This is a genomic window from Geothrix fuzhouensis (assembly GCF_024609325.1).
GTDB lineage: Bacteria > Acidobacteriota > Holophagae > Holophagales > Holophagaceae > Geothrix > Geothrix fuzhouensis.
On sequence record NZ_JANHMQ010000001.1, the window covers coordinates 803890 to 823378 of the forward strand.

Genomic DNA, 19489 nt, shown 5'->3' on the forward strand with positions numbered 1-19489 from the left:
TTGACGCCAGGGACCTTTATCGGGGTTTCTCCGCGCTCAACGCTGGGTTGCCGACTGTTCGCGGAGTTGGCGCCACCGCGGCAGAGGCCGCGAGGACAGCCTTCTTCAAGTTCGGACGGATAGCCACATGCGCGGCTTCGGCCCGGTCCTGGTCGGCTCTGGCCTCAGCCTAAGCCCCCATCTCCCACTGGAGGCTGATGAGGTTGTTCCAGGCGTTCGCATGGGCCCGATCCTGCCGCACAGCCAAGCGGTATCGGGCCATGGCCTCGCCCTTGCGACCCAGGCGGTAGAGGCAATTGCCGTGCAGGAAGTGGTAATCCGCAGGAATCTCAAAGGGGTTTTCAGATTTATAAATATTTCCCTTTTTGGCCTCGAGGAAGGCCAGGTGGCTTTGCTTGACCTGGAAAAGGTTCGCCGAGCAGCCCGAAGGATCCACCCCTCGGGCATACAGGTTGTCGAGACTGGATTGGGTGGCCACCTCCTCGGCTTCCGCCTGGGCCGCCAGTGCCGCTATTTCGTCGCGGTACTTTCGATCCAGCTCCGCCAGGCTGCGCTCGGAACGGTCGAGATGGCTCAGTGCCCCCTCGAAATCACGATCCTCGTAGGCCATCCGGGCCAGGAGGTAGTGGGCCTCGAAATGATCCGGCACCTGGCTCAGACAGGGTTCCAGAAGGCGCCGGGCCTCCTTGAAATGGTGGACGGCCACTTCGTGAGTGGTGCGCTCCACTTGGCCGTTCAGGGCGTTGTATCGAAGGAATATCGTGGTGTCACCAGCTGGCTCAGACCCCGTACCCAAGGTCGTGGCCAGAAAACCCAGAAGGAGGGTGAGCGCACGGGAGCCAAAGGGCATGAAGACCTCTTGGGTGAGTTTCCGCCAGTCTACAGCTTGCGATCCGGTTGCAGAGTCAAGGCGCGGCCATGGACCGAGGGCCCTCGGTGACCCGAGAGGTAAGGTAGGCGGCGATGGAGCGATGGGCATCATGCAGATCCTCGGCAGCCACAAGAAACACCTGGTCGCCGCGGCTGCCACCCTGGGCATCCCTCAGGCTCACGGTGACGCGATAGCCCTGGGTTTCCCGGGCCAGGGTCCAGGTGAGAATTTGTGTCTCCGCAGGTGATGGTTCAGTCCCTGTGGCTATGTTTTCGACAGCCTGAACCTTCAACTTGGGTACGGCGGCCAAATCCTGGGTTACCTGCCGGGACAGGGCAGAGGCGAAGTAGTCCACGGCGGGATCGCCCGTTACATTCACCAGGGGTGAGACCAGGAGAGGAATCGGCTTGGGCCTCATGACCCCCCACAACATGACACCTGCGCCCAGCAGGCCCAGTCCCAGGGCGGCCCCGAGCCAAAGTTTCCGCGGGATCCGAAGCCAGCCACCCTGGACCACCGGATACACACTGGAACCCGAAGGCGGCCGGAAGACCGGCATCGGGAAGGATCCGGAAAGGGGAGGTGCCTTCCCCGGCAGGGGGAGCACCTTCCCCAGGAAGCGGTAGCCTTTGCGCGGCACCGTCTCGATGAAGAGGGGCCGCTCGGCGGAGTCCCCCAGCACCTGTCGCAGGCGCCAGGCCGCCGCGTTGAGGCCATCCTCGAAGCCCACATGGACATCTCCGCCCCAGACCCGTTTCTGGAGTTCCTCGCGCGCTACCAACTGCCCGGGCCGCTCCAGCAGACAGAGCAGCAACTTGAGCGGCTGCTCCTGGATGCGCACGCACTCCTCACCCTTCCAGAGTTCACCGGTGACGGGGTCCAGCTCGAATCCGCCAAACGCCAATCGCGTCATGCAGCACCCCAGGGCGCCCCGAAAGTATGGGGCCACTGAAACCAGGTTCAAGAATCGGACCTCACGGGGCTCTAACCGCCGGCTCTCCGGGGGACCTTCCTCCTCATTCAAACCGAGCAGGCCCTTTGCAAGCCGCCAGAGATCACCGGTTACACCGTCAGCCACCGGTCATGGCGCGGTGAGGCGACTTGGCCAAGGTTTTCACTCGCCGCAGCCTCCGGCTCGGCACCACCTGGGCCCGGCTGGGTCCCCTTCCACGGAGGTGTTTCATGTTCCGCCCCACCACCCTACTTGCCCTGGCAGCCCTCTCCACCTCCCTCGTCGCCGAGGACTTCGGCCCGGTGGTGAAGGCGGCGGGCCTCATCTTCCAGGGGAAAACCCACTTCGGGGTCGTTTGCGATATGGGTCGTAGCCAGGATCTGTTGGCAGATCTCCAGCGAGCCATTCCTGAAGGCTCCACCCTCACCGTGGTCGATGCGCGCCATCCCATGCAGGTAGGTGCTGCCGGCGCTGTGATCAGGCAACGGGGAGTCCAGTTGCTGGCCTTGCTGCCCCGTGACCCCCTGGTTCGTGACGGTTCTGCCTACGCCACCGGTCTCGTGAAACAGCTCACCGGTGCCGTCCCCGCCTTTGGTACCACCCCAGCGGCCCTCAAGAACGGCTGCGTCATGGCCATGGGCCAGGCCACCAACTGGGAGCTGCTGTTCAACCCCAAGCTGCTGGATCTTGACCTGCAGCGGGGCGTCATCGAAGACATCACCATCACCCCCTGGCAGAACGGCACCAAGGGTGGGCCCGCCACCCTGGACCTGGTGTTCCAGTACAAATAAGCGATGGTCCTGCCCTGAAGCGCCCCGCCCCGTCGGGGCGCTTCTCATGGAACCAACCGCGAGGCCTCTGCGATGCGCCCGTGCAGGTCGTCCAGGGGGCCAGACAGATAATCCGGGAGGTCCCCCCGGATCCGGGCCTGATCGAGCTGCCTGGCCACCATGGCCGCGCCGTTCCGGGAGGCCAGGAGAATCCTCGCGAAGCGGGGATCACGGCGAAGATGCTGCATCTCTGGATTGGTCAGGAGCCAATCCAGGCAGGGAGGGTTACCCATGTCCACGCTCCGCAAGAGGAGCCGCAAGGCGTCGTCAGTCAGGCCCGCCTTGACGAGGTAGGGAGCGTTGAACAGCACTTCGTTCCCGATGTCGATGGCCCGCATCTTGGGGCCCAGCCAGCGGGCCCGCATGGACTTCGCGAGAATCCGGGCCTCCGCCTCCTTCCCGCGGTCCACCGCGCACCAGAACCGGATCGTCCTATCGACCGGCATCTCCAGGCGCGCGATGTGCGCCTCCACCTCGGCCGGCCGGCCCAATCGTGCCAGGGCGTAAGGCCGGACTGTGTGGTTGAGCAGCACGTGCCCCGGTTCCCTCAGGAGGGCCCGATCCGCGATGGCGAGGGCCTCCTCCGCGCGTCCCATCCAGGCCAAGCCAAGCGCCACGAAGGCGGGTCCCGTGAGATCCATGGGATCCAGTTCCATGGACCGTCGCCCACCCGCGATGAAGAGCCCCACCGACCCCGGCCCGGACAGGATGGTGGCCATGGTGATATGGACCTGGGCCTGGTTCGGGGCCAGGCACACGCCCTTCACCGCGTATTCGACGGCCAGATCCGGATTCTCCCGCCGCCCCTGCACCTCCACAGCCCCCAGGAGGCTCCAGGCCAGCCCACTGCGGGAATCGATGGCCAGGGCCCGCCGCGCCCACGTCGCTTCGAGCTGCCGCTCGGCTTCGCCCGCCTGGGCCGTGCCCGCCTCGTAGGAGCGCCATCCGTGCAGGCAGGCCAATTGCACCGCGGCCTCGCTGTTGCGCGGATCCAGGCGAAAGGCCTTCTCGAAGGCGGCTACGGCCTGATCGAAGTCCTGGCTCCGTCTCAGCGCCCGGTACCGATACAGGAAGTGCCGCCCTTCACCGAAAGCGAGCTCTCCCTCGGAGCCGGTGGTCGGCCGGGCGATGACCGGGCCGAGCCCTTCCTCCCGGGTCAGGGTCCGGGCCACGGCCTCGGCTGCATCGCGGACCAGGGTGTTGTAGTCCGCCTGGGTTCCTTCGTACTGATGCCCCCAGCGCACTTTCCAGGTCCGCGTATCCACCAGCTGCACGTTGAGGATCAGATGCTTGGCCTTCTTGGTGATGGTGGTCACGACCAAGTGGTCCGCGTGATAGGCCTCCGTGACCCGCGCCAAATCCCCCTCCCACTTCTCCATCTGGAAACTGGAGGGCGGTGCCTTCGTGTCCAGGCCTTCCACTTTAGAGAGCAGCGTGGACAAGGTGTTGGGCACGGCATCCGTTAGGAAGGCCGCATCGTCTGCCCCGTACACCCGCGCAGGCAGGGCCAGCACGCTGGGCGGCCCAGGTGCCCGGAGCGCTGAGATCGCAGGGGCCTGATGGCTCCGCCACCAGGCATAGACGCCAACGCCAGAGCCCAGAACCGTCAGGGCCACTCCGGCGCTCAGGAACTGGAGGGCGTGCCTCGTCGGGGGATGGGCCGAGGGATGCCAGACCGGTCGGGGACCGAGATCCGCGCGAGCCGCAAAACGCAGGGCCTCCGCCAGGTCCCGGGCCGTCTGGAATCGCTGGGAGGGATCCTTCTCCAGGCAGACCCGGAGGATGCGTCCCAGGGGCGAAGGCAGCCGCTCCATCCCTGCCGGCAGCTCCGGCCTGTTCATCAGGATGGCGCGCATGGTCTCTCCCGGCGTACCCCGCCGGAAAGGGTGGCGGCCCGACGCTAATTCCCACAGGATCACGCCCAGGCTGAACAGGTCGCTTGGGACTTCCACAACCTTGCCGCTCACCTGTTCTGGGCTCATGTAGTCGGCGGTGCCCATGACCAGGCCTGTTTCCGTAAGCCTCCCGGCCAGCTGAAGCGCCCCCGGCGTCAAACGGGGTGCATGCGGGTTGGACTGCTCCTTCCGCAGCTTGGCCAGCCCGAAATCGAGGATCTTCACATGGCCATCTGGGGTCAGCATCAGGTTCTCGGGCTTGAGATCCCGGTGGATGATGCCTTTGGCGTGGGCTGCGGCAAGACCGTCCGCGACCGCCGCCGCCAGTTCCGCCGCCTGGTGCCAGGGCATGGGCCCGGCCTTCATCCGGTGCCGCAGGGTCTCGCCCTCCACCAGCTCCATCACCAGGTACGGGAGTCCGCGCTGCTCGCCCGCGTCGAAAACCTGCACGACATTGGGGTGCGACAAGGCCGCCAGCGCATGTGTTTCCTGCTGGAACCGTTTCAACCTCGCCGGATCTGAGGCGAAGGATTCGGCCAGGATTTTGATTGCCACGTCGCGGCCCAGCTTCGTGTCACGGGCTTGGAAAACTTCCCCCATACCACCCGCACCAAGGGAACCCACGATCTGGTAGGCACCGATGGACGAGCCGGGGACAAGGGGTGACATCGAACCTCCGCCCACTCAAGGAGAAGGGGAGCCCCAGAAGGTTACAGCTTCACATCCACTCGGCCAACCGTTTTTTTCCTTGTGGTAGTCCGTGTTTACGCGGATTCAATCACAATGTCTTCATGTCCAGGACGAACCGGTAGCGGACGTCATTCTTCAGCATCCGCTCATAGGCCTCGTTCACCTGCTGGACCGGGATGAGCTCAATCTCCGAGACGATGCCGTGCTCGGCGCAGAAGTCGAGCATCTCCTGGGTCTCCTGGATGCCGCCGATGAGCGACCCGCTCAGCGTCTTGCGGCCGCCGATGAGGGCGATGGCCGCGACAGGAGCGGGCTGGGGCGGGACGCCCAGGAGCACCATGGCGCCCTCCACCCGGAGCAGGCCCAGATACTTGTTGTAGTCGTGGGGCGCGGAGATGGTGTCGATGATGAGGTCGAAGCGACCCGCCAGCTGTTTGAAAGTCGCGTCATCCGACGTAAGGCCGAAGTGGTGGGCGCCCAGCTTGCGGGCGTCGGATTCCTTGGACTTCGAGGTGCTGAGCATGGTCACTTCGGCACCCATGGCCGCGGCGATCTTCACGGCCATGTGACCCAGGCCGCCCAGGCCCACCACGCCCACCTTGTCGCCCTTCTTCGTGTTCCAGTGGCGCAGGGGCGAGTAGGTGGTGATGCCCGCGCAGAGCAGGGGCGCCGTGGCCGCGAGATCCAGCTTCGGCGAGACCCTCAGCGTGAAGGCCTCGTCCACCACGATGCTGGACGAGTAGCCGCCGTAGGTGGGCGTCACGCGGTCCATCTCAGTGCTGTTGTAGCTCCAGGCCACGCCCTTCTCGCAGAACTGCTCCAGCTTCCGCTGGCAGCTGGGGCAGGTGCGACAGCTGTCCACCATGCAGCCCACGCCAGCCAGGTCGCCCACTTTGAAGGCCTTCACATGGGTGCCCACGGCCGTGATCTTGCCGACGATCTCGTGACCGGGGACCATCGGGTACTTGGAGCCGCCCCACTCGTCGCGCACCTGGTGCACATCGGAGTGGCAGATTCCGCAGTAGGCGATCTCGATCTGGACATCGTGCGGTCCCACGGCGCGACGCTCGATCTGGAAGGGGGCCAGGGGAGAGGTGACAGAGGTCGTGGCGTAGGCTTTGGCGGTGGCCATGGAAACTCCTGAAAAAGACCGGACCTCCACTCTAGACCACGTGGCCTCGGGGTGAAGAAGGCACTTCCCGGTGCGTGGCCTCCGGACCTGAAGGTCCGGGACGCCATCCAGCTAGAGCGGATGGAGCAGCATCAGGAACCAGCCGACCGCCGTCAGCAGGGGCGTCCGCGGGTTGGGGCGCCCTTCCGCCGTGATGTCGACTTCCGCCCGGGTCCGGCGGGGCCAAGGCTCTCCCGGCAGCGAGGGCTCGAGCCGGAGGGTGAGCACCACCTGGCCGTCCTTGTCCCGGAACGACCAGCCTCCATCGTGGTGGACCCGCCGCCACTTGAAGGTCTCGCCGTCGGAGAACCGGAGCAGCCCCCGCCCCAGGAGGCCCGGATGGAAGATGGCCAGATCCTGGACGGCCTCGGCTTCGCGGATGTGGACGAGGGTGGCGAGGATGCCCGTCTGCTTGAAGGTCCAGCGTCCCTCCGCCGTCTCCACCGTGGCGAAAGTCCGACAGAGCGGCTCCAGGGACAGCCGTGCCAGCACCTCATCGCCGGCATGGAGCTCGTACTTCGGCACTCTCACCATGGGATCCACCCATTCGAGAGGTGGTTTGGTGGCATTCCACATGGCTCTCATGGCGCCCCCCTTTCCCGCGGGCCGCGGTCCGCGCCACCCCAAAGGTACGTCCAGTCACGAGGGCGGGCATGGCAGCATCAGAGGTTCTCTGGAGGTGCCATGCCCCGCCCCCCCACCCTGCCCACCCTGGATTGGGAGGCCGTGTTCGATTCCGGCCTCACTTACGCCGACTGGCTGGCCGCCGCGGAGTCCACTGAGCAGAGGGACAAGCTCGAAACCCAGCGCCAGGCCCTGATGATGGAGCCCACCGTGGCGGGCTTCCTGGCCGCCCTGCCCCGACCCGTACATGTCGTAGCCATCGCCGAGGACTGGTGCGGCGACGTGGTGCGCCACGCGCCCGTGCTCCAGCGCCTGGCCGAGGCCAGCTCGAACCTGAAGGTCCGCTACCTCAGCCGGCAGCAGCACCCGGGCGTGTTCGTCCGGTTCCTCACGAATGGCGGAGAGGCCATCCCCAAGTTCATCTTCCTGAGCGACCGGTTCGTGGAGTGCGGGAACTGGGGCCCCATGCCCGAGGGTTGCAAGGAAATCATCGCCCGGGGCAAAGCATGCGGCGACGTGGCCGCCGCGCGAAAGAAGGTCTCGGCCTCCTACGAGCAGGATCCCGCCTGCCGCGAGGTCATCAGCGAGCTGTTGCGGTTGGTGGAGATCGCAACCTGCCGCGAACCTTAGCTTGTCAGCCCTTCAACCATCCGGAACATGAGGATCGCCCCGGCAGCGGCCACGTTGAGACTGTCCATGCCGGAAGCCATGGGAATGGCCACGGCCCGGTCGCACTGAGCCAGTTGGCCCGCGTCGAGGCCTTTGTCCTCGGGCCCCATCACCAGGGCGCAGCGGGCGGCGGGCCGCCAACTCCGGGCGTCGTCAGCCCTTTCCGTGAGGGCCGCGGCGACGATTTCGGAACCAGGTTCCGCCGTTTTCCAGTCCGCCAGCAGCACCCAAGGATCCTCCACCCGCCAGACGGGAATGCGCCACACGGCGCCCATGGAAACCCTGACCGTGCGGCGGCTCCAGAGACCGGGACCGGGGCCTGCCAGCACGCCGTCCAGCCCCAGGGCCGCGGCGCTGCGCAGCAGCAAACCCAGGTTTTCGCCGTCGTAGAGCCGGGGCAACACCAGCAGGCGCCGGGCCGACGCCAGGGTTGCCACGGACGGCGGCGGGGGCACCTGGGCCAAGGCCATGAGGCCCCGATGGAAAGAGAACCCCGCCAATTCCGACAACGCCGAGGGTTCGGCCACCAGCAGTTCGGTCCCTTCCGGAAGCAGGGCCCGCGCCGCCTCGGCCGCTGGAGTGGTGGCGGCCACCGACACCACGCGCAAGCGGCCGGCCCGTCCTGCGGCGAGCAGATCCTCCACCAGGATCCGCCCTTCGGCGATGAAACAAGGACCGTACTCCGGGTGCTCCCGCGTCCCGGCGAAGCGCAGATCGCGGTAAGGGTCCCAGGGATCGAAATCGGTCATGGCACCAGGGTAGCCCGCGCGGGCGCGGACCTCATGAATTGGAAGTTCCCTACCAATTGTTCACAATTTAAAGTTTAATGGATCCCGAGGCCGCCATGCTCCCATTGCCATCACCTACCCGGCGCGCCATCGACCGGCTTCCGACCCACCTCCAGCGCTACGTGGCGGATCAGGATTACGGGGCCTACACGCCCCGGGACCACGCCGTCTGGCGGCACATCCTGCATCGGCTCACCCACCGGCTGAAGGATACGGCCCATGGCAGCTACCTCGCGGGCTTGGCGGCCACGGGCATCGGCCTGGAGCGCATCCCCAGCCTGGACGAGATGAACCTCAAGCTGGAGGGCCTGGGCTGGTCCGCCGTGGGTGTCCGCGGCTTCATTCCCCCGGCGGTGTTCACGGAGCTGCAGTCCCTCGGTGTCCTGGCCATCGCTGCGGACATCCGCAGTCACGAGCACATCGAGTACACCCCGGCGCCGGACATCGTCCACGAGAGTGCCGGGCATGCGCCCATCCTGGCGGACCGGCGCTACGCCGACTACCTGAAGCGCTGCGGCGAGGCGGGCTTCCGGGCCATCGCCTCCGTGGAGGACCAGGCGGTCTACGAGGCCATCCGCAACCTCAGCGTGGTGAAGGAGGATCCCGAAGCCACCGAGGCCGAGGTCCACCTGGCCGAGGAGCGCCTGCGGGCCGCCTCCGCCAGCCGCCGGTACGTCAGCGAGAGCACCAAAGCCAGCCGCCTCTACTGGTGGACGGCCGAATACGGCCTGGTGGGCGACCTGGCGGATCCCAAGCTCTATGGCGCCGGGCTCCTCAGCAGCCTGGGCGAGGCCGCCCACTGCCTCACCGACGCCGTGGCCAAGGTGCCCCTCAGCCTCGCCTGCGCGGACACCGAATACGACATCACCCGCATGCAGCCTCAGCTCTTCGTGGCCCGGGATTTCGACCACCTCTTCGAAGTGCTGGACGCCTTCGAGGCCACCCTCAGCTGGCGGCGCGGCGGCGACCACGGCCTGGAAGAGGCCCTGCGTGCCCGCACCGTGAACCACCTGGGCCTGGAGGGTGGCCTTGAACTCACGGGCAAGGTGGTGGCGCGGATTCCGGCCCGCGGTGAGCTGACCCCGGGCCTGGCCACCGCCCTGGTCCGAGTGGAGGGGCCGGTGCTGCTGTCCCACCACGGCGTCGCAGAAGGCCGCCCTTGGCCCGGCTCGGCCCTAGTGGCCTTCGGGCGTGGTTCCCTGCCGCCTCGCGGGCCGTTCAGCCTCGACCTGCCTTCGGGCCTTTTCCTCACGGGTTTCCGGGTGGGGGAGCACGAGGTCATCAACCTGCGGGGCCACCAGGACGGGCGGCCCCTGGATCTGCCCAGCTGGGCCCTGCTCTTTCTCAGTCCAGGCCTGCCTTCCGTGGCCGGGGGTCCCGCCGACCCGGGCGCCTGGGACCAGTGGTACGGAGGGCTGGGGGCTTTCGCGGAAGGCGAGGCGGAAGCCCAGGCCCGGACCCGGAAGGCATCCTCGCTGCCCTCGGAGCTGGCTGATCTCTATTTGGAGGCGCAGGCCCTGAGGGAAGACGGCAATTTGGATGGGCAGCGGCTCCGGGCCTTGGCGCGAAAGGCCCGGTCCTTCCCTGAGGAATGGCTCCTCCAGGCGGAGTTGGCAGAACTGGAAGCCGCCCTGGCCCAGGAGGTGAAGCCATGACGTGGATCGAACAGGACGGATGCCTGGTCCGGGAATTCAAGACCCGGGATTTCATCACAGCCTTCCGGATTGTGACCGCTGTGGTGGAACCATCCGAGGCCTTGAATCACCACCCAGATATCATCTTTGGTTGGGGGCATGTCCGAATCAGCCTGACCACCCACGACGCGGGAGGTATCACGGATAAAGATCAACAATTAGCGAAGCTCATTGATGAAGCTGTCCGGCCATTCGACTTGTAAGCCTTGCCGAATGTCATGTGTCTTCTCCCTAGCAGGTCCGGTATTCTGATATGTCCTAGAGGAACCCCTTGTTGAAAACATCGATGCTTCCCCACTATTCCAGGCCCTTCGTCGCGAAGGCCACTTCGCTGGCTGGTGCCGGACTCCTGGCCTTGGCCGTCGGGTGCAACCGTGACCAGGTGAGCCACTTCCGGGTGCCCAAGGAGGCTCCGAGCTCCGATTCGCCGATGGCCGTCATGGGAGAGACCCCCTCGGGGATGCCCCCGGCCGCTGGGGACATGCCTGCGCCCCCGAGGCCCGCTGGCCCAGGTTCCCTGAAGTGGTCCCTGCCCAAGGGCTGGAGCGAAATCCAGGGCGAGGGGATGCGCTTTGCCACCTTCAAGTCCCCCGTGCCGGGCAAGAATGAAGCCACGGTGGTGGTGCTGCCCGGTGCCGCCGGCGGCGAGCTGGCCAACGTGAACCGCTGGCGCGGCCAGATCGGCCTGGGCCCCATCGACGAGGCCGCCCTGGCCGCGTCGCGTGTGGTCGTCAAGACCAAGGCCGGCGCCCTGAATGTCTACGACTTCACCAGCGAGGGCCAGACCAAGAGCCGCATGGTGGCCGGTCTGATCTCCACGCCGGACGGAAACACCTGGTTCCTAAAGCTGACGGGGGACGCCGGTCCTGTAGCCAAGGCCAAGCCTGATTTCATGCGCATCCTGGGGAGCCTCAGCCTTGATTAAGACACTTGCCTCCCGTACCTGGAAGTTCTTCAAGTCCTTCCAACTCACCATCGTCCTGCTGGCCTGCCTGATGGCGCTCGTGGTGCTCTGCACCCTGGCCCAGGTGAGCATGGGCACCCAGGGCGCCGTGAACGCCTACATGCGCAGCTTCTTCGTCTGGTGGCGAACCTCGGCCCTGCCCTTCCCCCTGCCCGTGTTCCCTGGCGGTGGGCTGGTGGGCCTTCTCCTCACGCTCAACCTCATCGCCAAGACGCTCGACATCCAGCGCAGCTGGACCAAGGCCGGCATGTGGCTGGTCCACGCCGGTCTGGTGATCCTGTTCGCCGGCGAGTTCGTGGCCGGCATGATGCAGGTGGACACCAACATGTCCATCGAGGTGGGCCAGACCGTCAACTACGTTCAGAGCTACAAGAACCTGGAACTGGCCGTTATCGACACGACCGATCCCGCCTGGGACGAGGTCTACTCCGTGCCCGACACGCTGCTGGCCAAGGGCGGGGCCATCGCCATCCCCGGCACGCCCATCACCCTGAACGTGAAGCGCTACTACCCCAACGCGGAACTCTCCAATCTGGCGACCGGAGCACAGCCTTCCGGAGCAACCGCAGGCATCGGTCCCGGCGTTGCCATCGTCGAGCGCCCCACCGTCACCAACGACAATGAGATGAACATGGGATCCGTGCTGGTGGAACCCATCGCCGGCGGTCGCAGCTACGGCATCTGGCTGGCCTCCATGGCACTCGGCGCTCCCCAGTCCTTCACCCATGAGGGGCACACCTACTCCCTCTCCATGCGGCTGCGCCGCCAGTACCTGCCGTACGCCTTCACGCTCAAGCAATTCCGGCATGACGTCTACCCCGGTACCGACATCCCCAAGAACTTCTCCAGCCTGGTCCAGGTGGTGAACCCCTCGCAGAAGGAATCCCGCGAGGTACTCATCTACATGAACCAGCCGCTGCGGTACGAGGGCAAGACCTTCTACCAGGCGAGCTTTGGCAAGAACGACACCCTGTCCGTCCTTTCCGTGGTCGAAAATCCCGGCTGGATACTCCCCTATGTGTCCTGCGTGCTGGTCTCCCTGGGCCTGCTCGTGCACTTCGCCATCGTCCTGCGGCGCTCGCTGAAGCGGCGCCAGGACAAGAAGGAGGGCTGACATGACCTTCGTGCAGAAATACCTCGCCTGGGGCGCCGGCATCCTCGCCCTGCTTATCGCGCTTGTTGTCGCCATGCCCGGCGGGAAGGTCCGCGGCTTCGACGCCGCCGGCTTCGGCAACATCCCCATCCTCGAAGGCGGGCGCGTCAAGCCGCTGGATTCCCTGGCCCGCAATTCCCTGCTCGTCATCCACGGCAGCCAGGGCTTCCGTTACGAAGGCCGCGGTATCGGACCCGACGAGTGGATCCTGGACGTGATGTTCCGCCCCCAGGTGGCCGATCAGCAGCCCATCTTCATCATCAATGACACAGAAGTGCAGAGCCTGGTCAATACCGAGGGGAAGAAACTGGGCCGTGACAACTACAGCTTCGCCGATCTCTCCTCCCACCTGGAGGAGATCCAAAAGCAGGCCCAGACCGCCCAGCCCATCGCGCCCCAGAAGCGAACCCGCTTCCAGAGCGCCATCGTCAATCTCTTCGATCGCGCCTACCTTTACTACAAGCTGCGGAACACCCTTCAGTTGGCCGGCTCACCGGGCCTCGGCTGGGAACTTCAGTCCATCAGCGACCCCGAGGCTTCTGCCCGCCACCAGGACTTGATGCAGCTGGCCCAGTTCCGCATCCTGCCGCCCACCGCCGCGGCCGCCCCCGACGCCTGGCAGAACGTGGGCGAAGGCCTTCGCGTCATGGCCGCCGGCCAGGGTGTCCACCCGGCTCTGGTGCCTCTCGCCCGGCTCAACGCCGCCTACGTCGCCAATGACGCCACCAGCTTCAACCAGGCCTTGACCGACCTGAAGGGGGTGGTTGCGACCCTGAAGCCCGGCGCACTGAGTCACGCGAACAATGAAGTCATCTTCAACCGTGCCCAACCCTTCTACGTGGGCCTGTCGATCTACTTCGTGGCCTTCATCGTCCTGTGCCTCTCCTGGATCTGGAAGCCTGAGCTGCTGCGCCCCACCGCCTACGCCCTGCTCTTCTCGGGCGCAGTGGTCCACACCCTGGGCCTGGCGGCGCGCATCATCCTGCAGGGCCGTCCCCCGGTGACGAACCTCTACTCCTCCGCCGTATTCGTGGGCTGGGGCGCCGTGATCCTGGGCCTCATCGTCGAGCGGATGTACCGCAAGGGCTTTGGCACCGCCGTGGCCGCCGCCGCGGGCTTCGCCTCCCTGCTGGTGGCCCAGAACCTGGGCACCGAGGGCGACACCATGGAGATGATGCGGGCCGTGCTGGATTCCAACTTCTGGCTGGCCACCCACGTGGTGACCATCACCATCGGCTACTCCGGCACCTTCCTGGCCGGCGCCATCGCCATCGGCTACGCCATCCGCAAGCACATCGTCACCAAGGTGGATGCGGAGACGGACAAGGCCCTGGTGGATATGACCTACGGCATCATCTGCTTCGCGCTCTTCTTCAGTTTCGTGGGCACCGTGCTGGGCGGCATCTGGGCCGACCAGTCCTGGGGCCGCTTCTGGGGCTGGGATCCCAAGGAGAACGGCGCCCTGCTGATTGTGCTGTGGAACGCCATCATCCTTCACGCCCGCTGGGCCGGCTATGTCCGCGAACGCGGCACCATGGTGATGGCCATCTTCGGCAACGTCATCACTGCCTGCTCCTGGTTCGGCGTGAACATGCTGGGCGTCGGCCTGCACTCCTACGGCTTCATGGACAAGGCCTTCTACGCGCTGAGCCTCTTCATCCTCAGCCAGCTGGTCTTCATGGCCATCTGCGCCGCACCGGCACGGTTCTGGGAACAAAAGCCTCATTCCAAAGCCTAGTATTCTCCGGGGGTTCCTCGCTGCGCGAATACCCCCGCGACCCCCGCGAAGAAGCCCGGCAGAGCCGGGCTTCTTCTTGCCTCCTCTTCCGAGGGGGAGGATGCATGGAAGGTCACTTCACCTTGCGGGTGACACCCTCCAGGTAGGTCTTGAAGGCGTCGGGGGCAGTAGGCGGGGCGATCTCGAAGCGGACAGTGACGGTGTCGGTGGCCCCGCGGAGGTAGGTCAGGCGGAACCGCGGGCCGGGCGCCGCCTCGCTGGTGAAGGCCACGCCCTGGGGCATGGCGGTCGCCAGGTAGCGGATGACGTGGCCTTCGTTGTCGACATAGAAAGCCTTGAGCTGACCGCCCTCGGCGAAGACCGTCATCAGATCCTCGTGATGGGCGGCCGGCCGGCCGTTGGCGGCAGGGAAGTCGGCGTGACTACGCCGCACCAAGGCCTTCCCCTCCACCTCAAAGCGGAAGGAGGCCGCGCCGCTTGGGGAGCCGGTCTTCCCATCTGACTCGCCCACCCACTCGCCCGCCAGGAACCGGACCAGCGCAAAGGCATCGGTCTTGGGCGCCGGCGGCCGCGCGAGAAGGGGTGCAACGAGGAGGAGAGCGAGAATGGAAAGGCGCATGAAAGCTCCGGGGTTTCCTTGAATCTACCTCGGGATGGACTAACGCGTGATCACAGCCTGGGCCCCAGGCGCGTGGTGCCCAGTAGATTCTTGGGGTCCAGCCGCTGCTTGAGCGCCTGATTCACCGCCTTCACCGGCTCGGGCGTATAGGTGTCGTAGAACCGCTGATTGTGGGGTCCGACGCCATGCTCGGCGCTGTACGAGCCGTCGAAGCCACGGACGGCCAGTTCGTAGATCCGGGACTGCAGCTCCTCGACGATCTGGGCCGGGGACCGTGGAGACTCGGCTTCATTCCACACCAGGTTGAGGTGGGTTCCGCCATCGCCCCAGTGCCCGAAGTCGCAGCAACGGACATAAGGGTAGTCCTTGGCCAGCAGGGCCACCGCGGCCTCCGTGAAGGCGGCCATGCGGCTGCGGGGCACGCTGATGTCAAAGGCCAGCACTTTCCCCTCGTTCCGCAGGCTTTCGCTGATGTGATGGCGAATGGCCCAGAAATCCTCAGGCTTGCCCATGAAGACATCCGTGATGCCTTCGCCGGCTGCGCTCTCCAGAAAGGCCCCCAAGCGTTCCTCCAGCACTTCTGACAGGTTGAGGGCGGTGTCCGGTAGGGTCGAGGAGAGCTCTACCAAAGCCGTGTAGGCGGGAGGATTGGTGGCGCCGTAGGGATTTCGGATGCCCTCGTGATGCTTGAACACGGGGTTCAGAGCGTTGGCACTGATGACCTCGTAGGCCGTGAACACATCCGCCAGTTCCCGCTCCACGGCCTGCAGCAAGGCCAGCACCGCCTCGCCGGAGGCACAGCCCACCAGGGCCGTCGCGTCCTGCCTGGGTACAGGCACCACCTGGAGCACCGCGCCGGTGATCACGCCGTAGACGCCGCTGGTGCCCACGAGGATCTGCTTGAGGTCGAGGCCAGTGTTGTTCTTCCGCAGGTGGTTCATCACATCCACCACCGTGCCGTCCGCCAGCACGGCCTCCGCGCCCTGGAGGTTGTGGCGCACGTCGCCGTACTTAAGAAGCCGGGTACCACCGGTGTTGGTGGCGATCATGCCGCCAATGGTCGGATCCGCCCCGAGATCGATGGGGAACATGAGCCCGTGCGCCGAGAGCGCCTCGTTCAAGGTGCTGAGCAACACACCACCATCCACCACGGCCGTGCGGTTGATGGGATCGATCTCCAGGCGCTTGTTCAGCCGCTCCAGGCTGAGCACCAGCATGTCGCCGCTGACGTCGGGATTGGACGCGCCCACCAGCCCCGTGTTGGCGCCCTGGGGCATCACCCGGAGGCCCCGCTCGTGGCAGTAGGCCATGACCTCCGAGACCTGCTCGGTGGTCCCGGGCCGGGCCATCAGCAGGGCCTTGCCCTTCCCGTATCGCCAGCCAGACTCGTACTTGGCGAGGTCCTCCGCCTCGCTCAGTACGGCATCCTGTCCCAACATGGTTCGCAGATCGGCGGCAATTCGGGTGGTATCGGGCATCGCAACCTCTCGCAGATTGACCAATTCTGACGCAAGAAATCCGGGGGCCGGACGGGTCAATCAAGAACGATCATTGAGTTTTTCTCAAAGCCAGGCCCGCACTAGGGACTCGAACCGCTCACCACGTTGCTCGAAATTGTCGAACTGGTCGAAGCTGGCGCAGGCGGGGCTGAGGAGCACCTGGTCGCCAGAACGCGCCAGGGACAGCGCGGCCCGAACGGCATCGTCGAAGGCCGGCACCACGTCATGGGGCAGATCGCCCAGATCGCGGGTGAGTTGCGGTATCGCCTCGCCCAGGAAGATCAGGCGGCGCAATTTGCCGTTGAGGGCCTGACGCAGGGGGCCGTAGCTGGCGCCCTTGTCCGTGCCGCCCAACAGCAACACGAGCGGCCCCGGCAGGGCTTTGATGGCGGTCAAGGTCGCATCCACATTGGTGCCCTTGGAATCGTTGTAGGCGCGCACGCCGCCTTTCTCGCCGCAAAAGGCGATGCGATGGGCCAACCCAGGGTAGCTGCGCAAACCTGTGCGGATCGCCTTCAGCTCCGCGCCGCCATGCCGGGCCAGCAGGGCCGCCGCCAGGGCATTCTCCACATTGTGGTCGCCGGGGATGCGCAACTCATCCCGATGGAGGAGCCCCTCGCCATGCAGACTGAGATTGCCTCTGCCATCGCACCAGGCTTCGCATTCCGACCAGCCGAAACGCGCGTTCCGCCCCTCGCCCGGCGCGTCCTGCCACCACTCGGGATGGCCCGCGGGCACCACGCGGAGATCCCCCGCGCCCTGCCGTTCGAAGATCCGCAGCTTGGCCTGGCGGTAGGCTTCGAGGGTGCCGTGGCGAGCCAGATGGTCCGGCGTGAGGTTCAGGAAGGCTGCACCTTCGGCATGGAAGGTCGCCACCGTCTCAAGCTGGTAGCTGCTCAACTCCACGACATAGGTAAGTTCCGGAGCACCCGCCACCACGGCCTCGATGACGGGAGTGCCCAGGTTGCCGCAAGCCACTGCGGCCAGGCCTGAGGCCCTGAGCAGGTGGGCCACCAGATCGGTGGTGGTGCTCTTGCCGTTGGTGCCCGTCACGGCCAGCACGCGGCTCCCATCGTTCCGGGCTCGCAGGCATCGATGGGCCAGCTCCACCTCTCCGATGACCGGGATGCCCTTGGAAATAGCGGTGGCGACAAAGGGTGTGCTGGGAGGAATGCCGGGACTGAGGACGAGTTCGCCGCAATGCTCCAGGAGAGCCTCAGGATGGCCGCCCCACACGCCCGGGATGCCTGCTTTCGCGAGATCAAGTTCCAGTTCGGACTCCGGCCCCGGACGACTGTCGGTGAGCACCACCGACCGCCCCTGCGCCGCCAGGAAACGGGCCGCTGCCAAGCCCGAACGTCCCGCCCCCATGACCACGGTGCGCATGTCGCCCTCCAGGTCCAGCGTAACCCGAGGTGAAGGTTCCTGCATGCGGGCCCCGGCCGGGCTACACTTGATGCAGGACCCTTGAACGAGTGCGGAGTGGTCATGTCAAAGGGCATCCTGAAAAGGTTATTGAGCGGCGAGGGGGCCATCGTCCCTCATGTGCAGCCCATGTACCGCCTGCGGGACAATCGCATGGTGGCCCAGGAATACCTTGCGCAGCTTCAGGACGAGGCGGGCATCGCCCGCTCCGTGGGCCCGATCCTGCAGGACCCTGCCCTGGCCCCCCAGGATCGGCTGGCCCTGGACCTGCGCTTCCTCGAAGCCACCTTCGCGACGCTGGCCCAGCACGGGAGTGGAGACTATCTGCACTTCGTGAATCTGGAGCCTGTCAGCCTGGAGGCGCCGGGATTCTGGACCTGTCTTCCGCGCTGGCTGGAGTCCCTGCCCTTCCCGGTGGAGTGTGTCGTGATGGAGTTCACCGAATCCCAGGGCATGGATGATCTCGAGGCGCTGCAGAACTATGCCAAGAGGTTGCGCGATACCGGCTTGCGCGTGGCCGTGGATGACCTCGGCGCCGGGGTGGCCAGCCTCACGCAGATGGCCCGACTGGCGCCCGATTTCATCAAGGCTGACCGCAGCCTCGTGGAGCAGGTCCACCGCCGGCCCTACCAGGCTGCCCTCCTCAATGCCCTCTCGCACTTTGCCCGGCACATGTGCATCGGCTTCATCGCGGAAGGCATCGAGACGCTGGAAGAACTCGAAGCCGTGATGGACGCGGACGTGCCCTGGGGCCAGGGCTTCATCCTCGGCCAGCCCTGGCCTACGCGGCCAAGGCCCATCGCCCTTCCTACCGAAGCTTCAGAGAACTGAGGGCCAGGATCGAGCAGACGATGGCGGTAATCCACATGCGGATGACCACCTTGGTCTCCTGCAGCCCGCCCAGTTCGAGGTGATGGTGGAAGGGCGCCATGCGGAAGATGCGCTTGCCCCCCCGCAACTTGAAACTGCCCACCTGAAGGATGACGCTCACGGCCTCCACCACGAAGAGTCCGCCCGCGATGACCAGCAGCAGCTCCTGCTTGATGACCACAGCCACGGTGCCCAGCGCTCCGCCCAGCCCCAGCGAGCCTGTGTCCCCCATGAAAACCTCGGCCGGATGGGCGTTGAACCAGAGGAAGCCCAGGCAGGCGCCTGCCATGGCACCCATGAACACAGAGAGTTCCGCGCCCCCCGGGACATGCGGCACCACCAGGTAGGCGGCGATCTTCGCGTGGCCCACCACATACGCCAGGATAGCGTAGGTGAGCGATACGATGAGCGTGCCGCCGGTGGCCAGCCCATCCAGACCATCCGTGAGGTTCACGGCGTTGCTCGTGCCCACCATGACCAGCCAGATCCAGGGGATGAGGAATATCCCCACATCGGGCCGGAAATTCTTGAAGAAGGGCACGGACAGGTGACTGGTGGCGGTTCCCCGCAGGCCGAAGTGGAGGATCAGCCAGGCAACCAGCAGCGAGATACCCGTTAGCAGGGCCATCTTCTGCCAGCTGGTGAGGCCGAGGTTCTGTTTCTTGAGCAGCTTCTGCGCATCGTCGAAGGCGCCCACCGTGCCGAAGCCCAGGAGCGCCATGAGCACCACCCAGATGGCGCCACTCTTGAGGTCGCACCACAGCAGCGTGGACACCGTGATCACCACCAGGATGAGGATGCCGCCCATGGTGGGCGTCCCTGCCTTCTTCTGGTGATGCTCGGGCCCGACGTCGCGGATGTGCTGGCCCATCTTGAGGGCGCGCAGAGTCCGGATCACCCATGGGCCCAGCAACAGGCTCAACACCATGGCCGTGGCCGCGGCCATGGCTGTGCGGAAGGTGACGTAGCGAAAGACCGAGATGCCCGGGATCACGTCGCGGAAAGGAGAGAGAAGCCAAGGCAGCATGGGGAGTCCG

18 protein-coding genes are annotated in these 19489 nt (G+C 65.9%); 8 read left to right on the forward strand and 10 right to left on the reverse strand.

What is annotated here, in order from left to right; translation table 11 throughout:
• Positions 1-169: 169 nt before the first annotated feature.
• Positions 170-850: a tetratricopeptide repeat protein gene (locus tag NOV74_RS03705; protein WP_257309361.1), complete on the reverse strand. Its 681-nt coding sequence runs from the start codon at positions 848-850 to the stop codon at positions 170-172.
• Between the two features lie 55 nt (positions 851-905).
• Entirely contained in the window at positions 906-1784 is an 879-nt protein-coding gene (locus tag NOV74_RS03710; RefSeq protein ID WP_257309363.1) for a winged helix-turn-helix domain-containing protein, read from the reverse strand.
• 269 nt (positions 1785-2053) lie between these two features.
• Here NOV74_RS03710 and NOV74_RS03715 point away from each other — a divergent pair, with 269 nt between their 5' ends.
• The gene (locus NOV74_RS03715) at positions 2054-2614 is read left to right on the forward strand and encodes a hypothetical protein (protein ID WP_257309365.1); all 561 of its coding nucleotides are present in this window, start codon (positions 2054-2056) and stop codon (positions 2612-2614) included.
• A 44-nt stretch (positions 2615-2658) separates the two neighbouring features.
• On the opposite strand, the gene NOV74_RS03720 is transcribed toward NOV74_RS03715, so the two are convergent.
• From NOV74_RS03720 to NOV74_RS03730, 3 genes are all read right to left on the reverse strand, one after another.
• Complete coding sequence (locus NOV74_RS03720) at positions 2659-5217, reverse strand: protein kinase domain-containing protein (protein ID WP_257309367.1); 2559 nt, start codon at positions 5215-5217, stop codon at positions 2659-2661.
• A 109-nt stretch (positions 5218-5326) separates the two neighbouring features.
• Entirely contained in the window at positions 5327-6370 is a 1044-nt protein-coding gene (locus tag NOV74_RS03725; protein ID WP_257309369.1) for an NAD(P)-dependent alcohol dehydrogenase, read from the reverse strand.
• A 111-nt stretch (positions 6371-6481) separates the two neighbouring features.
• Positions 6482-6994: a hypothetical protein gene (locus NOV74_RS03730; RefSeq protein ID WP_257309371.1), complete on the reverse strand. Its 513-nt coding sequence runs from the start codon at positions 6992-6994 to the stop codon at positions 6482-6484.
• A gap of 99 nt (positions 6995-7093) precedes the next feature.
• Between NOV74_RS03730 and NOV74_RS03735 the strand changes: the two genes are divergently transcribed.
• The gene (locus tag NOV74_RS03735) at positions 7094-7663 is read left to right on the forward strand and encodes a thioredoxin family protein (RefSeq protein WP_257309373.1); all 570 of its coding nucleotides are present in this window, start codon (positions 7094-7096) and stop codon (positions 7661-7663) included.
• Here NOV74_RS03735 and NOV74_RS03740 read toward each other — a convergent pair.
• Entirely contained in the window at positions 7660-8451 is a 792-nt protein-coding gene (locus NOV74_RS03740) for a TrmH family RNA methyltransferase (RefSeq protein WP_257309375.1), read from the reverse strand. The genes NOV74_RS03735 and NOV74_RS03740 overlap by 4 nt on opposite strands.
• 95 nt (positions 8452-8546) lie before the next feature.
• Between NOV74_RS03740 and NOV74_RS03745 the strand changes: the two genes are divergently transcribed.
• The 5 genes from NOV74_RS03745 (at position 8547) to NOV74_RS03765 (ending at position 14039) form a co-directional block, all read left to right on the forward strand.
• Positions 8547-10145 (forward strand): aromatic amino acid hydroxylase, encoded by a 1599-nt coding sequence (locus NOV74_RS03745; RefSeq protein ID WP_257309377.1) that lies wholly within the window; start codon positions 8547-8549, stop codon positions 10143-10145.
• Positions 10142-10387, forward strand: a complete 246-nt coding sequence (locus NOV74_RS03750; RefSeq protein WP_257309379.1) for a 4a-hydroxytetrahydrobiopterin dehydratase — start codon at positions 10142-10144, stop codon at positions 10385-10387. Before NOV74_RS03745 ends, NOV74_RS03750 begins: the two co-directional genes overlap by 4 nt.
• Positions 10388-10470: 83 nt before the next feature.
• Complete coding sequence (locus NOV74_RS03755; protein ID WP_257309381.1) at positions 10471-11109, forward strand: hypothetical protein; 639 nt, start codon at positions 10471-10473, stop codon at positions 11107-11109.
• A complete protein-coding gene (locus NOV74_RS03760) occupies positions 11102-12262 on the forward strand; it encodes a cytochrome c biogenesis ResB family protein (RefSeq protein ID WP_257309382.1) in 1161 nt (386 codons plus the stop codon). The genes NOV74_RS03755 and NOV74_RS03760 overlap by 8 nt, the downstream gene beginning before the upstream one ends.
• Position 12263: 1 nt before the next feature.
• A complete protein-coding gene (locus NOV74_RS03765; RefSeq protein ID WP_257309384.1) occupies positions 12264-14039 on the forward strand; it encodes a cytochrome c biogenesis protein in 1776 nt (591 codons plus the stop codon).
• 112 nt (positions 14040-14151) lie between these two features.
• On the opposite strand, the gene NOV74_RS03770 is transcribed toward NOV74_RS03765, so the two are convergent.
• The 3 genes from NOV74_RS03770 to murD all read right to left on the reverse strand — a co-directional run bounded on the left by NOV74_RS03770 (position 14152) and on the right by murD (position 17543).
• Positions 14152-14658, reverse strand: coding sequence for a hypothetical protein (locus NOV74_RS03770; RefSeq protein WP_257309387.1), 507 nt, complete (start codon positions 14656-14658; stop codon positions 14152-14154).
• Positions 14659-14708: 50 nt separating this feature from the next.
• A complete protein-coding gene (locus tag NOV74_RS03775; protein ID WP_257309388.1) occupies positions 14709-16136 on the reverse strand; it encodes an FAD-binding oxidoreductase in 1428 nt (475 codons plus the stop codon).
• Positions 16137-16220: 84 nt separating this feature from the next.
• A complete protein-coding gene (gene murD / locus NOV74_RS03780) occupies positions 16221-17543 on the reverse strand; it encodes a UDP-N-acetylmuramoyl-L-alanine--D-glutamate ligase (protein WP_257309390.1) in 1323 nt (440 codons plus the stop codon).
• 102 nt (positions 17544-17645) lie between these two features.
• Here murD and NOV74_RS03785 point away from each other — a divergent pair, with 102 nt between their 5' ends.
• Positions 17646-18413 carry an EAL domain-containing protein gene (locus NOV74_RS03785; protein ID WP_257309392.1) on the forward strand — a complete coding sequence of 256 codons (768 nt, stop codon included), beginning with the start codon at positions 17646-17648 and terminating at the stop codon, positions 18411-18413.
• Here the strand turns inward: NOV74_RS03785 and mraY are convergent.
• On the reverse strand, positions 18391-19479 hold the full coding sequence (mraY, locus tag NOV74_RS03790; protein WP_257309394.1) for a phospho-N-acetylmuramoyl-pentapeptide-transferase: 1089 nt from the start codon (positions 19477-19479) through the stop codon (positions 18391-18393). The genes NOV74_RS03785 and mraY overlap by 23 nt on opposite strands.
• Between the last annotated feature and the right edge of the window lie 10 nt (positions 19480-19489).

Bases quoted from the DNA above. Each gene is read 5' to 3' on its own strand.
- NOV74_RS03785 (WP_257309392.1), top strand. From the start codon at position 17,646: ATGTCAAAGGGCATCCTGAAAAGGTTATTGAGCGGCGAGGGGGCCATC.
- NOV74_RS03750 (WP_257309379.1), top strand. From the start codon at position 10,142: ATGACGTGGATCGAACAGGACGGATGCCTGGTCCGGGAATTCAAGACC.
- mraY (WP_257309394.1), bottom strand. From the start codon at position 19,479: ATGCTGCCTTGGCTTCTCTCTCCTTTCCGCGACGTGATCCCGGGCATC.
- NOV74_RS03720 (WP_257309367.1), bottom strand. From the start codon at position 5,217: ATGTCACCCCTTGTCCCCGGCTCGTCCATCGGTGCCTACCAGATCGTG.
- NOV74_RS03735 (WP_257309373.1), top strand. From the start codon at position 7,094: ATGCCCCGCCCCCCCACCCTGCCCACCCTGGATTGGGAGGCCGTGTTC.
- NOV74_RS03770 (WP_257309387.1), bottom strand. From the start codon at position 14,658: ATGCGCCTTTCCATTCTCGCTCTCCTCCTCGTTGCACCCCTTCTCGCG.
- NOV74_RS03715 (WP_257309365.1), top strand. From the start codon at position 2,054: ATGTTCCGCCCCACCACCCTACTTGCCCTGGCAGCCCTCTCCACCTCC.
- NOV74_RS03755 (WP_257309381.1), top strand. From the start codon at position 10,471: ATGCTTCCCCACTATTCCAGGCCCTTCGTCGCGAAGGCCACTTCGCTG.
- NOV74_RS03705 (WP_257309361.1), bottom strand. From the start codon at position 850: ATGCCCTTTGGCTCCCGTGCGCTCACCCTCCTTCTGGGTTTTCTGGCC.
- NOV74_RS03765 (WP_257309384.1), top strand. From the start codon at position 12,264: ATGACCTTCGTGCAGAAATACCTCGCCTGGGGCGCCGGCATCCTCGCC.
- murD (WP_257309390.1), bottom strand. From the start codon at position 17,543: ATGCGCACCGTGGTCATGGGGGCGGGACGTTCGGGCTTGGCAGCGGCC.
- NOV74_RS03740 (WP_257309375.1), bottom strand. From the start codon at position 8,451: ATGACCGATTTCGATCCCTGGGACCCTTACCGCGATCTGCGCTTCGCC.
- NOV74_RS03745 (WP_257309377.1), top strand. From the start codon at position 8,547: ATGCTCCCATTGCCATCACCTACCCGGCGCGCCATCGACCGGCTTCCG.
- NOV74_RS03730 (WP_257309371.1), bottom strand. From the start codon at position 6,994: ATGAGAGCCATGTGGAATGCCACCAAACCACCTCTCGAATGGGTGGAT.
- NOV74_RS03710 (WP_257309363.1), bottom strand. From the start codon at position 1,784: ATGACGCGATTGGCGTTTGGCGGATTCGAGCTGGACCCCGTCACCGGT.
- NOV74_RS03775 (WP_257309388.1), bottom strand. From the start codon at position 16,136: ATGCCCGATACCACCCGAATTGCCGCCGATCTGCGAACCATGTTGGGA.
- NOV74_RS03725 (WP_257309369.1), bottom strand. From the start codon at position 6,370: ATGGCCACCGCCAAAGCCTACGCCACGACCTCTGTCACCTCTCCCCTG.